Source organism: Microseira sp. BLCC-F43, from assembly GCF_041929235.1.
GTDB lineage: Bacteria > Cyanobacteriota > Cyanobacteriia > Cyanobacteriales > Aerosakkonemataceae > Microseira.
In genome coordinates, this window is record NZ_JBHFNP010000306.1 from 74,285 (window position 1) to 88,737 (window position 14,453).

Consider the following 14,453-nt stretch of genomic DNA (forward strand, 5'->3'; position numbering starts at 1 on the left):
TTGAAACAGCCAGGAGCAAGGTCATGACGTATTACTCAAATTTAGCCGCCCTCGATTTCGACTTTGAAGCTTTTCCCGTTGAAGCGATCGCTCTCGAATCCGCTAACATTGAACGCGCGATCCAAATCAGCAGTGCAATTCCTAATGAATCCCAACAATGGCAAACTTATCTCAATGCTTTGGCTCTGTTTGGTTTTGAACAATGGTTAGATGAAAGAGCATCAGATATTCCTTTAGAATCAGCCAAATCTACGGTTTTGCAACCTCAATATGCCAATGTCTTTCCAGCCGTTGCTAATTTAAACGTAGGGTCGTTTAAACTTTGTTTAATTGCGACTGGCAGCTTTTACGATGAGGAAGTTATTATACCACAACCTGCGATCGATTTACCAGAATTTGCGGCGCATTTTTACGTATTAATCGAGATTCAGGAAGAATTTGAACAGGCAATCATTAGAGGATTTTTGCGACGCGATCGCTTAAATTCCCAGTGCGATTCCTTGAATTTACAACCCAACTCAGATTGGACATATAGCGTGCCTTTGGCTTGGTTTGACAGCGAGATAGATCGTTTATTGCTCTACTTGCGCTGCTTAGAACCTGGTGCCATTTTATTGCCGGAAATTGCCAGCGATCGCGTTACTGCATTATCGACAGTGCAAGCGGAACTGGAAACCCTTTTACCTTTATTGCAATCGAGGGAAACAGCATTGTGGCAAGTCTTAAATTGGCAACAAGGGGCAGCCGTATTAACCAATCCGGAATTACTCGAATGGGTGTATCAACTGCAAATAGAAGCAATCGGCGACGAGGCATCAGAAACCAAAAACGAACTGAGAAATTATTTGTCAGATTTGTTAAACTTGCTGACTCAAAGAACGGTCAATGTAGCGCGTTGGTTACAAGATCAAATCGATGAATTGGCGCAAGGAATTTCATGGGTGCTAATGCCTCCTACCTTTGTTCCTGCTACCGTATCCATGCGATCGACGCAAAGTCTTGAAGCTGTATTACCCACAGCAGAATTCGAGGAAATTATCAGGCAACTTGCCCAAACCGGCATGGAAATTCCCACTACGGCAAGGGGCGCTTATCAAGATATCGGACTCGCGGATATTCAAGCGCGACTTTATGCCCTGACATGGCCTTTCTTATCTCCAGAAGATACTCCAGAGTGGACGCTATTGCTAGTATTAGGTCCAACACCCGATAGTGCATTACCCCACGGGATCAGACTGCGCGTTAGCGATCAGTCAGGGGTTTTAGTACAACGAATTTTAAATAGAAATAGCATGGATACTTATCTTTATGTTCTCATAGCAGGTCGGTGGGATGAGAAGTTTTTAGCAACTATTACCTTACCCAATGGTACGACACTAACATTGCCGCCTTTTGCGTTTCGTCCATAATTTGGTAATTGCTAATTGCTGGCTAATTGCTAATGGGAGAGGTGGGAGAATGTAAAAGATAATCGATTGCCACTGCATCCGTAACGTAATGTAGGGGCGGGTTTATTTATACCAGGCGCTGAATTTCAAATATTGCTCGTAAAACCCTCCCCTACAGTACGCTCAATTATTAACCACCCGATAAAATATGACCAATTAGCCATTAGCCATTAGCCATTAGCCATTAGCCATTAGCCATTAGCAATTACCCACTATGTTCCATCTAAAAGTTGAACTAATCGATCAAACTTGCAGATTTGAGTTGTCCTGGGGAGTTGGACAGCAACTGGTGGAGAAGTTGAACTATCCAGAAATACTGACGAAACTGTACCAAGATTGGCAGCAAATCTATCTCAGTTTCTATACAACCGCATTGCGGGGGCGCGTACAAGCGAGTGGCAGTTTGAACGCACCCCCACCGCCGGTAGACTGGCACGCCAAACTGGTGCAAGCTGAAGCGAAGCTGCTGTACGAGTTTCATCGTTGGTTGCGGAGTGGAGATTTGTTTGAAGTTCGTCGTGGGATTGCATCCGCAGCTGCTAATAAAATAGATGCTTCATCCCCGCCAGTAAATGTTTTCCTCACTTGCAGTCCTTTAGAATTAGAACGCTTTCCTTGGGAAGCATGGGAAATTAGCGACTTTGCCAATGCTGGCAATATCCGCATTATTCGCACGCCGCAGAATATTCGGGTAGAAGCGGATGAAGAACAGCAGCTGCGTCGCCGCAAAGCTAGAGTTTTAGCCATTTTGGGAGACGAAACGGGGTTGAATTTTCAGGCAGATCGGCAGGCGGTGCGATCGCTTTCTCCCATTGCCGAAGTTGAATTTGTCGGATGGCAAAGCGAACAAGATATTGGCAAATTAAAACAGCGAATTTGCGATGCGATCGCCGACGAAAAAGGCTGGGATATCTTATTTTTTGCCGGACACAGCAACGAAACATCTATAACGGGGGGACAGTTAGCGATTGCACCCAATACATCGATGTTAATTAGCGAAATTTCCCCCTATATTACCAAAGCCAAAGAACGCGGACTTCAATTTGCCATCTTCAATTCCTGTAGCGGACTCACCATCGCCAACGCATTAATTGACTTGGGGTTAAGTTCTGTCGCAATTATGCGCGAACCCGTTCACAACAAAGTCGCCGCAGAATTTCTCGTGCGGTTCTTACAAAGCTTAACTGAATACAAAGACGTACAGGAATCGATGCTGGCAGCTTGTCAGTATCTCAAATTAGAAAAAAAACTCACCTATCCTTCTGCTTATCTAATTCCCTCGTTATATTGTCACCCAGGCGCTAAATTATTTTGCCTGCAACCCTTTGGTTTTAAACAACAACTGCAACAGTTGCTGCCGACGAGACAGGAATTGCTGCTGCTGGTGATGTTTCTATTAATTAGCTGGCAGTTGCCGGTGCAGGACTTTTTATTAGAACGGCGCGTCTTAATGCAAGCAATCTACCGCAATATCACAGGTCAAACGGGCAAAAACGGCCCACCTCCCGTCCTATTAGTCCCCATCGATCAAGAATCGCTCGAAAAAGATAATATCGGCAACCCCAGACCGATGCCCCGCACTTATATAGCCCGGTTAATCGAGCGGCTTTCTGCGTTAAATGCCAGAGTCATTGGGATAGATTTTCTGCTGGCGCGCCCCCAAAAAAATAACGACAAGCAGCTAGCAAAGTCGCTCCGAAATGCCGTGCAAAAGCAACATTTCGGCACTTGGTTTGTGTTTGTAGAACTAGAAGACGACTCCGGACAATGGCTGCGAGTTAGACCTGAAATTGCTAGTCCAAATTGGAGCTTGTACGGCGATATGCGCTTCGTTATGGGATATATGAAACTAGGACCAGGCGAGCATTACGACGTAGAAAGCTTGCCATTTTCTTATGCGATCGCACTCGCTTATAAAGAGAACTTTGAATCGCCCCATGCCCCGCTGCACCCGCAATTGAAAAGCCAAAAAGATTTCTTATCTCAAGTAAAAACCCATATCCAAAATAAGCAGAAACAAAGCTATACGAGTTTATTTTCACCCGCCTCGCAACTTCAGCCAATTACCGCCTTTTCTTATCAAATCGGGCAAACTTGGTTGCACCCGATAATGGATTTTTCCATTCCCCCCGACCAAGTTTACCACCGCCTCCCCGCGTGGCAACTGTTGCGGGCTAAAGGCGATGCACCCCAACTGCGCCACGTGGGAAAGCAAGCTGTAATGCTCGTACCGGGAGGATATTTAGAGGCAGGAGTATCTAAAGAAGGCGAGGACAATTTTCCCCCACCGGGTGCGATCGCTTATTGGCGCAATCAACCCGGATCTTTTGACAATAGTCGCATCTTTACAGGGGGAGAAGCCCATGCATATATGGTGCATCATTTCGTCACCGGGCGGCTGGTCATACCCATCCCCGATGTTTGGATCGTCCCCTTGGCAGCATTCTTGGGAAAAGTAGCGGTTTTGGCACTTTTGCCGCCAAATCGTCGTCGCCATATGCGGAAAAGTTTTTCTCCTTTTAGGGGAGAAAGCGGGAGGATAATTGTGCTGGGCATCGCTACTGCCGGATATGGACTGGTGAGTTTGCAAGTTTATATTTCTAGCGCCATCTTATTCCCTTGCCTTTTACCTTCAGCAATAGTTTGGAGTTATGCGCTACCGGCGCTAATTAGGAGAAAGAATTATGGATAGATTCGATTGGTTGCGGTTTAAGTTACTACGCAATCACCGGGTTTCTATTACCAGAAGGGTGAGAAACCCGATTTTTTTGGTTTTGCTTGTTACGGTGGCAGAGATCGCCTCTGGGGTGCATTTACTATTTCCAACTGCCAACGCCCAAAACCAACCCCTGGCGCAGCAATCCTTGACCAAACAACGCTCAGAGTCCAGCGACATTCCTGAAGGGGGACAAGCGCGTCCGCCTCGCGACCCAAGAGGTCCCGGCACTCCTGGCGGGGGAGCGCGTCCGCCTCGGAATCCCAGGGGTCCCGGCGTTCCTGGCGGCGGCAACTTGTACGAAGATATTTTGGACCAGTTAAGGGAAGAGACGCCCAACACCACAAGAAGAGCAAGTAGTTTTTGCCTGGTCGCACCCTCTGGGACTAACCAAGGCATCTGGCACGATCGTCCTCTCTTTATCTGGCAAGGTGCCGCAATCCGAATTGAGTTGCTTGGCAGCGAGGAAGTGTTGTGGAGTAAAAACCTGACACCTAACGATACAAAGGCGGTTTATGACGGAGAACCGCTGCAAGCGGGACAGCGATACGAATGGCGGTTATATGGGTCGGATGGAAGTGCAAAGGACACCTTCTTTAGGATCTTGCCCAAAGAAGAACGCGATCGCATCACCGCCGAATTAAATCAACTGCAAACCCAAGGCGCTACTGCCGAAGAAATAGCTTTACAACGGGCTAATTACTTTGCCAAAAAACGCATGTGGGCTGATGCTTTGCAAGAGATTTATTCCGTGCCAAATCCTTCGGATCAACTCAATAAACTGGGGCAAGAAATTACCACTTACCTTTGTCGGTAATTGCTAATTGCTAATTGCTAATTGCTAATTGCTAATTGCTAATTGGGGAAACGGGGTAGGGGCACGGCAGCAATTAACTTGGCTTTCAGATCAAAGTTTTTTGCTGCCGTGCCCCTACTATCAAATTCAGGACTGATATGATGTCCGTTGAATTGCCCATAATAAAAAAACCTCACCTCGTCGTTGCGTAGGGACTAAGGCTAAAGAGATATCGCGGACAAACAGATAACTTTGATCTTGCCGTGTCCCGGCTGCTAATTATGGGTAATCGACCGGACATGATATAACCTATTGCAACCCGCTTTATTATTGTGTTTTTTACCGATCGCTGCTATGATTATTAGCGGGATTTTTCAGCATTTTTTCGATTTGTTTAGCCAAAGTAACGTCATGCTCCCATACAGGTTTAATCAAAGAAGATATAGATGTTTTTTCTAGGGTTGTATCTGTTGGAATTTCTCCTTTCACTTCGGCTTGGTAAATCGGCATCGAAACGGCGGTGAGAAGGGTGATAACTGCACTAAGACCAAGTTTTTGAAGTTGCATAGTAGTAACCCAATTAGCTGCGAGCAAGATCTTGTCCCGCTCAAAAATACATATTTCTGGATTTGGCGGACTTATGCAGTTTTTTAGGGGCTAGGGGAAGAAAGGAGTTGCGATCATCGCGGCTGCGTTATTCTTAGATTCTGGTGTGGAGTTAGGGGTTTTGGGATGGTGGCATCGAATTTTTGGGCTGGGCGGATAGGGGTATTTTTAGCGATGGGAAGTGCGATCGCATGGCATAAAATAGCGCTCGCTCAAATCGTCCCCGATGGCACGCTAGGGACAGAAAGTACCGTTGTCACGCCAATTAACCAATTGCGCGACCAAATCGAAGGCGGTGCCATCCGCGGCGCTAACCTCTTCCACAGTTTCCGTGAATTTAATATCGGCGAAGGACGCCAAGTTTATTTCGCCAATCCAACTGGAATTGAAAATATATTAACTCGCGTTACGGGTAGCACTCGCTCCGAAATTTCCGGGACTTTGGGAGTATTGGGAAATGCCAATCTATTTCTGATTAATCCTAACGGTATTGTTTTCGGTTCAAATGCGCGTTTAGATGTGCGAGGTTCATTTTTAGCCAGTACTGCCAGCAGCTTTCAATTTGCCAATGGCATAGAATTTAGCGCTATCAATCCTCAAGCGCCACCTTTGCTGACGATTAACGTACCGATTGGGTTGCAATTTGGGGTGGGTGCGGGAGCGATCGCCACCAATGTAAATTTAAATCCAAATCCCGTTAGTTTAAATGTCGATCCTCGTAGAACTTTAGCCCTAGTCGGCGGCGATTTGCGATTGGAAGGCGGCAGTATATTACAAGCGCCTGAAGGACGTATTGAATTAGGCAGCGTGGGCGATAACAGTTTCGTTAGCTTCACCCCAACACCTGGTGGTTTTGTTTTGGGATATGAAGGCGTTACCAACTTCCGAGATATCCAACTATTAGGACGAGAAAGAGCAACTACAGTCAGTACCGCAGGCAACAGCGGGGGTAATATTCAGGTACAAAGCCGAAAACTCACCCTTGACGGGAGTGCAGTCATCGAAGCTGACACCCAAGGAGCAGGAGCGGGGGGAGGCGTGACTGTGAGAGCTACCGAATCAATCGATCTCAACGGTATTTCACCTAATGGTGCTATTTCTAACCGCATCAGCACTGTAACTTCCGGTACTGGAAATGCAGGCAATGTCAGGATCGAAACGGGGCGCTTGACCATCCGCAACGGAGCTGCTGTAGGAACTGCCACGCAGAGCGCAGGTAGGGCGGGCGATGTCAGCATCAATGCCACTCAATCGGTAGAGATGAGCGGCAATACTGGTATATCAGCTGGGTCTGTTGGTGGTGGAACGGGAGATGCGGGCAATGTCACAATTGACACCGGACAGTTAATTCTCGGAGATGGAGGCGTTGTCACAACTTTTAGCGGCGGGGCAGGTAACGCGGGAGATGTCAGCATCAATGCCACGCAATCGGTAGAGGTGAGCGGCGCTTACAGAGGGATCGCGGCTGGGTCTTCTGGAACTGGAGATGCAGGCAACGTGACGATTAATACCGGCAGGTTAATTGTCCGCAATGGAGCGAGAGTAGGTGCTTTTACTGATAGGGATGGTAATGCCGGAAATATTACAGTCAATGCAGGCGAGTCAGTAGAACTGATTGGCACTTCAACCGATGGGGGAAGTCAAAGTAGTTTGGTGGTTATCACCAGTGGTGCTGGAAATGCAGGCAACGTCAGGATTAACACAAGGCGGTTGATTGTCCGAGATGGGGGAGGAGTGTTCGCTGGCACTTTCGGCAACGGCAATGCCGGAAATATTACGATCGACGCGGCAGAGTCGGTGGAACTGATTGGCACTTCAACCAATCGGCAAAACGTCAGTTTCTTGCTTGCTGCCAGCGCTGGCGTGGGAAATGCAGGCAACGTCACGATTCAAACTGGGCGTTTGATTGCCAGAGATGGGGGACTGATTAGTGCTAGTACTATCAGCAATGGGGATGCGGGAAATATTACCATCGATGCGGCAGAGTCGGTGGAACTGATTAACACTAGCTTGGTTGCTATTACCACGAGGGGTAATGGAGATGCAGGCAACATCAGGATTAACACGGGGCAATTAATTGTCCGAGATGGGACAGAGATGAGTGCTGGCACTGCCTTTGGTAGAGGCAATGGCGGAACGATCGCCATTAACGCTCAACAGTTGATTGTTCAAAATGGATCTTCGGTAGCTGCTGGTAGCATCGCGAGTGAAGGAAATGCCGGAACGATCGCCATCAACGCTTCAGAGTTGGTAGAGTTGAGCGGCAGCCAACAACCCAGTAGTATAGGGGCTGGAAGTGAAAATGGTGGAAAAGCTGGAGACGTGACGATTCAAACCGGACAGTTAATCGTCCGCGATCGCTCCCGCATTAATGTTAGTAGTATTCGCGTTGATGTTCGACAACTCACCCCCATACAGCTAGCACAGTTGCAACAGGCAGGTTTGGGCGATTTACTAAATCGAGATCCAGGAGATCCTGGCAGCATCAATATTACAGCCCGCTCTTTGCGTTTGGATAACCAAAGCGACCTTAACGCTTCATCGGAAACGGGGAATGGGGGGAATATTACCGTGCGATCGCAAGATATCCAACTGCGCCGTCAAAGTCTATTTTCCGCCGCCGGTAGTCCGACGGGCGTGACAAAAGAAGGCAGTATCAATATCAATACCCAAAGCTTAGTTTTATTAGAAGCAAGCAGCATCATCACCAGCGCCAACGATCCGCAAGGGGGAAGTAATATCGATATCAAACCTCGAAACGATTTAGGTTTAGCAGTTTTCCAATCCGCCGATAGTCTCATCAACGCCAGCGGACAATTAAACATCGAAGGCGATATTCAACCTTCTAATCCCAACATTCCCCAAATCGAAGTAGTAGATGCTACCAATTTAATCGCCGATCCCTGCGCCGCAGCGCGACAAGGCAGCAGCTTTGTAGTTACCGGACGCGGAGGCATTCCAGCAAGTCCCGACCAACCCTTGGGTGGAGAAAACGTACTGGTAGATTTGGTTACCGTCGATAGCAATAGCGCATCTGTAGGGGCGGGTTTGACCAGCAATCTGACACCAGAAACAAATAACCTCAATCAACCCGCCCTGGCGAGCGATCCCAATGAAATAGTAGAAGCAACAGGGTGGATAATTAACGAACAAGGCCAAGTTGTTCTAGTTGCGGCACATACCGCTGCGGCGTACAATCCTGAAATAATACCTATTAATTGCCATGTTCGCTAAACGTGATTTTGCTAAGCGGATACTTGCATTAATGTTATTTGCCCTGTTGGGATTGATAACCCCCATCGGCGTCCGCGCCATTGGGCAAGAACATTCCTTACCGATTGCCAATTCCCAATCCCTCATTCCCAGGGCAACAAACTTATACCAAACGGGAAGGTTTTCTGAAGCTGCAACTGTTTGGAAACAGGCGGCGGATGCATTTGCAGCTTCTGGGGATAAATTGGGACAAGCAATGGCATTGAGCAATTTATCTTTAACTTACCAGCAACTGGGAGAATGGCAGAAAGCGTCGGATGCGATCGCTTCCAGTCTCACCTTACTCAAAAACGCACCATCGGGCACCCAACATAGAAAAATCCTAGCTCAAACCCTCAACATTCAAGGTCGCCTGCAATTCACTTTAGGACAAACAGAACAAGCTTTAACTACCTGGAAAACTGCCGCAGATACATATAAACAAGCAGGCGATGAAACTGGCGCCATCCGGATTATAGTTAACCAAGCACAAGCATTACAAAGTTTAGGAAATTACAATCAAGCTTGGCGGACATTAATCGAAAATGGCAAAATTTTATTAGCAGAAAAAGAATCAATTGTCAAAGTCTCGTTATTGCGAAAATTGGGGGATATCTTGCGCGTAGTTGGGGAACCAAGCGAGGTAGATAGATACTGGATTTCATTGTGGCAAGATTGGCAGAAGAGTTTAGAAATAGATGAAAAAATAGATAGCTTAGAAAAATCAAAACAAATTTTACAGCAAAGTTTAGAAATAGCCCAAAGATTGCAAATTAACCAAGAAATAGCAGAAAACCAGTTGAGTTTGGGAAACACAAACCGCGCCTTAGCAGCAAATAAGAAAAATGCTGCCCAGTATTACGAACAAATCAAAGCTGCTAGGGAAAATTACGATCGAGTTATCAGCATTGGCGCACCAACAACCAAACTACAAGCACAACTAAATCAACTGAGCTTATTATTAGAAGCAGAACAGTGGTTACTAGAAAGCAGAGAGGGAAATATAGTCAGGGAAGTTATATCAGAAATCCAGTCAGAACTGCGAGATAAAATTACTAACTGGCGCAACATCGAAGCAGAGATTGAACAACTACCCGCCAGTCGCCGGTCGATTTACGATCGAATTAACCTAGCACAAAGTTTGAGGAAAGCAAAGGGTAATTTATCAATCGCCAACGACCAAGAAATTGCTCAATTATTAGAGAGTGCTGTCCAGCAAGCAGAAAATATCAAAGATGCGCGGGCAGAATCTTATGCATTGGGAACATTAGGAACAGTTTACGAACAAAACCGACAATATAATAAAGCAACAGACTTGAGTCGCGCTGCACTAAACTTATCTCAGGCGATAAAAGCAGCAGATATTTCCTATCGGTGGGAATGGCAAATCGGCAGACTGCTGAAAGCACAGGAAAATAAAAAAGATGCGCTAGAGTATTACGCAGAATCCTTCAAAACCCTACAATCTCTCCGCAGCGACTTAGTAGCAAGTAACCCAGAAGTCCAGTTTACCTTTAGAGATAGCGTCGAACCGATTTATCGGCAGTACGTAGATTTATTGTTGCAGAAAAACGCAACAGAACAAGGAGAAATAGCCCAAAAAAATTTAGAACAAGCGAGAAAAGTAATCGAAGCTTTACAACTAGCAGAACTGGATAACTTTTTCCGAGACGCTTGTTTAACAACTCAGGAAGTACAAATTGATAAAGTAGATGCAACAGCAGCCGTCCTGTATCCGATTATATTAGAAAATCGCATCGAAATAATTTTGAGCTTACCGGGAAAACCCTTGCGCCAATACACGACAGCAAAGAATATACCGCAAAAAGAAGTAGAAACAACCTTAAACATTTTACAGAAATTGCTCGCCGACTCCAGAAACAGTCAAGATCCAGATATTCTGACTTATTCTCGACAATTGTACGATTGGTTGATCCGTCCTGCCGAAACAGAACTGAAAAATAGTCGGGTTAAAACCCTAGTATTCGTCTTAGATGGATTGCTGCGGAATATTCCAATGGCAGTTCTCAACGACGGGAACCAATATTTAATCGAACAGTATAGTATCGCCCTCACCCCTGGATTGCAGTTACTCAAACCCCAACCATTAACAGAAGTAAGATTAACAGCTTTAGCAGCAGGTTTATCCGAAGCAAGGGAAAACTTTAAACCCTTACCGAATGTGGAATCTGAACTAAGGCTAATTCAGGCAAAAATTCCCAGTCAAGAACTGCTTAATACTACATTTACCAGCCAAGCCATCCAAACCAATATAGAAGCATCTCCTTTCCCCGTCGTACATATCGCCACTCACGGTAATTTTAGTTCAAAAGCAGAAGAAACATTTATTTTGACTTGGGATGGAAGAGTCAACGTCAAACAAATAGATCGAGTTTTGCGGACGGGTGAATTAGGCAGGCGTCAACCGATAGAATTACTCGTCCTCAGTGCTTGCGAAACCGCCCAAGGAGACAACCAAGCAGCATTAGGACTCGCGGGGGTAGCAGTAAGGGCAGGGGCGCGCAGTACCCTGGCGACGCTGTGGCAAGTAAGCGATAAGTCTACCTCTATACTCATAGGTCAATTTTACAAAGAACTAACCGAGAATAAAGATATAGCAAAAGCCGAAGCATTGCGTCGCGCTCAAGTGTATCTTTTAAAGAATAGCGAATATCAACTTCCCTATTATTGGTCACCCTTTGTTTTAGTCGGAAATTGGCAATAGATAAAACCATCATGAACCCCAATCCTAACGACTTCTCTTGGCGTTTTTGGCATGCAGTCCCCATTTACCCATATAGTAAGCGGCGCACGATTCGCAAAGAAGTCATTAAAGATACAGTCTGGACATTCGACCAACTTCAGGGCATCTTCTACGTAGTCGTCCCAATTCGCATGACCGTTGTCAAACTCTCCCAAGGTGGACTCCTGATCTACGCACCCGTCGCACCCACCCCAGAATGTATCCGCCTCGTGAAAGAATTGGTAGCACAACACGGGGATGTAAAATACATTATCCTGCCAACCATTTCCGGACTCGAACACAAAGTTTTTGTCGGACCATTTGCCAGATATTTTCCTAACGCACAGGTATTTGTAGCGCCTTCCCAGTGGAGTTTTCCCCTAAACTTACCCTTGAATTGGCTAGGTTTTCCTAGCAAACGCACATTTATACTGCCAGAAAATTGCACAAAAACCCCCTTCGCCGATGAATTTGATTATGCCATTTTAGGACCAATCTATCTGGGACCGGGAAAGTTTGCAGAAGTAGCATTTTTCCACAAAACTACAAGCACCTTGTTAGTAACAGACTCGGTTGTTGTGATACCAGAAGAACCGCCAGAAATTGTTCAAATTGACCCTTATCCCTTGCTCTTCCACGCCAGAGATAATAGCTGGGAGAGAGTTTTCGACAGTGCAGCAAACCGTCGCAAAGGATGGCAGCGAGTTTCCTTATTTGCATTTTATTTTCGTCCCAGCGTATTGGAGACAACTAAACTGGGACAAGCATTTCGCGATTCGTTTAAAGCACCAGATCGGTCTAGGAAGGCTTATTTCGGCTTGTACCCTTTCAAATGGCAAAAAAACTGGAAACAGTCGTTTGATGCCCTGCGCGGGGGCGGTAGGTTGCTTGTAGCGCCGATTTTACAAACGCTGATTCTCAATCGCGCGCCGCAAGAAACTATCGACTGGGCAGATAAAATAGCTAGTTGGGATTTTCAGCGCATTGTTCCCTGTCATTTTGATTGTCCGATTGAAGCAAGTCCTAGTCAATTTCGGCAGGCGTTTGCGTTTCTGGAAAAGGGGTATTCTGGGTTTGAGGAGGATTTTGAATTGTTGCGGGAGATTGATGAAGGTTTGAATCGGTTGGGTATTGTACCGCCACGGAAAGAGAAGATCTAATTGAACCGCCAAGACGCCAAGAACGCCAAGAAGAGAAGAGGAGAAAGAGAAGAAAAGAAGGAGGGAAGGAAACCCAAGTTGCTATCGAGATCTGGTTTTTTTTGCACCGCCAAGACGCCAAGAACGCCAAGAAGAGAAGAGGAGGAAGAGAAGGGAGGATTAACTGAGGTCGTATAAATAAACGAAGGCGCCTGGACGTTCAAAGAAATCGGTTTGTTTACCTATGGTGTCTAAGTAGGATTTAATTTTTTTGTTTTCACTGGCGACGGTTGCGTGAGAAAAGAGTAACCAGACTCTTTTCTTGCCGCGCAGTTTATCTAGGTCGGTTTTATATCGCTGCCATTCTGCTTCTGATAGTTTTTTTCCATCGTATTTATCTAAGTCGTCTACGCCAATGATGTAATCTCCTTTTTGATAGCCAAATTTTTCGGCATAATAGATGAATTGATATTTGCCTCGTTGATAGATGTAGAGGATATCTCCGGGTTTTTGATTGGTTTTGATGTAAGTAATGACGGGTTTGATTTCGCCTCGTAGGTAAGGTTTGACTAAGAGTTGACTGGCACTCGCTATGGGGGGTGCGAGTAACAAGAATAATATTAAGATACTGGCTATAGGAGCAAACTTATATTTGGTTTTGCGTCGAATGTAATCGACTCCTTCGGCAATTAGTAAAATAACAAATGGAGTGAGGAATAATACCAGACGACTGCGAAACGGGTATTTCTGTATAGCTGAGGCTAAAAATGTCATTAATACAGGGGAAAGTATAATTAATAGTGCTTGTTTGTTGCGACGATAGCAGGAGATACAGCCTAACATAAAAATAATTATAGCCAATCCATCGAATGGGCTATTAAAACCTAATGGTCTATAAAAGAATTTACCGAAAGCATCGAGATACCAAATAATATCTAAAGGAAATGATGGAAAAGCTGCCCGCCACGAGGTGAGTAAATCTTCGTCACCGCTCAAATTTTTAATCGAGCTAAAATAAAAAGCGACAAAGCTGATTATCCAACTTGAATAAATGACTAAATAATTGGCTAATTTTATCTCTTCTTTTTTAACTAATTTAAGTAAAAAACAACTCCCACCGACCCCTGCCAAAACAAAAATCGCTGGATGGGAAAACCAGATAGCGATCGCACCCCCGAGACTCAAAATTATAACATCATAAATCCCCAACTTTGAACTCAATAACCGCAGAGATAGTAGAGAACAGAATAAAGCAATCGCTACATCGCTAGAATACTGTTTAACCTCAGAACTATAGTAAACCAAATAATGCAAACTAGCAAAAAGCCCCAGCGCAATAGCAATCCCCCATCCCTGAATAAACCTTTTAGCCAACCGATAAAACAAAACCAAAGAAACCACACCACATATTAAAGGAAACAACCGCAACGCATACTCATTATTCCCAAACACTTCAACCGCCAACTTCTCAACCATCAAAAATCCTAAAGGCGCACCTTGGTCATAATCCAAAGGCTGTAACAACCCCCAAAAAGATCGATTAACAATATTCAAAGCCAAAACCGCCTCATCAGCCCAAAGCGAACGATTCCAAACATATTGAACCACCCTAACAACAACCCCAAACCCAATTGCAAACCAAACCACATTCTCCGCCAAACTAAACTTACTAAATCCCTTTAAAATCCCCATAAAAAACCCAACCCCTCTACCTACACTCTTCTCTCTGCGTCCTCTGCGTCCTCTGCGGTTC

Annotated in this window: 8 protein-coding genes; 6 read left to right on the forward strand and 2 right to left on the reverse strand. The window is 45.5% G+C overall.

Features of this window, described 5'->3' with window-relative positions; translation table 11 throughout:
- The first annotated feature begins 23 nt into the window (after positions 1–23).
- From ACE1CM_RS40805 to ACE1CM_RS40815, 3 genes are all read left to right on the forward strand, one after another.
- On the forward strand, positions 24–1,409 hold the full coding sequence (locus ACE1CM_RS40805) for a DUF1822 family protein (RefSeq protein ID WP_374884851.1): 1,386 nt from the start codon (positions 24–26) through the stop codon (positions 1,407–1,409).
- A gap of 253 nt (positions 1,410–1,662) precedes the next feature.
- Positions 1,663–4,140: a CHASE2 domain-containing protein gene (locus ACE1CM_RS40810; protein ID WP_374884853.1), complete on the forward strand. Its 2,478-nt coding sequence runs from the start codon at positions 1,663–1,665 to the stop codon at positions 4,138–4,140.
- Complete coding sequence (locus ACE1CM_RS40815; protein WP_374884855.1) at positions 4,133–4,981, forward strand: hypothetical protein; 849 nt, start codon at positions 4,133–4,135, stop codon at positions 4,979–4,981. Before ACE1CM_RS40810 ends, ACE1CM_RS40815 begins: the two co-directional genes overlap by 8 nt.
- A 318-nt stretch (positions 4,982–5,299) precedes the next feature.
- Here the strand turns inward: ACE1CM_RS40815 and ACE1CM_RS40820 are convergent, their stop codons facing one another.
- On the reverse strand, positions 5,300–5,527 hold the full coding sequence (locus ACE1CM_RS40820; protein WP_374884857.1) for a hypothetical protein: 228 nt from the start codon (positions 5,525–5,527) through the stop codon (positions 5,300–5,302).
- A 165-nt stretch (positions 5,528–5,692) separates the two neighbouring features.
- On the opposite strand from ACE1CM_RS40820, the gene ACE1CM_RS40825 reads away from it, so the two are divergent.
- Genes ACE1CM_RS40825 through ACE1CM_RS40835 form a run of 3 tightly spaced genes read left to right on the forward strand, consistent with a single transcriptional unit; the run spans position 5,693 to position 12,721 of the window.
- Positions 5,693–8,800, forward strand: a complete 3,108-nt coding sequence (locus ACE1CM_RS40825; RefSeq protein ID WP_374884858.1) for a filamentous hemagglutinin N-terminal domain-containing protein — start codon at positions 5,693–5,695, stop codon at positions 8,798–8,800.
- Positions 8,790–11,543, forward strand: a complete 2,754-nt coding sequence (locus tag ACE1CM_RS40830; protein WP_374884859.1) for a CHAT domain-containing protein — start codon at positions 8,790–8,792, stop codon at positions 11,541–11,543. Before ACE1CM_RS40825 ends, ACE1CM_RS40830 begins: the two co-directional genes overlap by 11 nt.
- A gap of 11 nt (positions 11,544–11,554) precedes the next feature.
- The gene (locus ACE1CM_RS40835; protein WP_374884861.1) at positions 11,555–12,721 is read left to right on the forward strand and encodes a DUF4336 domain-containing protein; all 1,167 of its coding nucleotides are present in this window, start codon (positions 11,555–11,557) and stop codon (positions 12,719–12,721) included.
- Between the two features lie 159 nt (positions 12,722–12,880).
- On the opposite strand, the gene ACE1CM_RS40840 is transcribed toward ACE1CM_RS40835, so the two are convergent.
- Positions 12,881–14,392, reverse strand: a complete 1,512-nt coding sequence (locus tag ACE1CM_RS40840; protein WP_374884862.1) for a glycosyltransferase family 39 protein — start codon at positions 14,390–14,392, stop codon at positions 12,881–12,883.
- Positions 14,393–14,453: the final 61 nt, after the last annotated feature.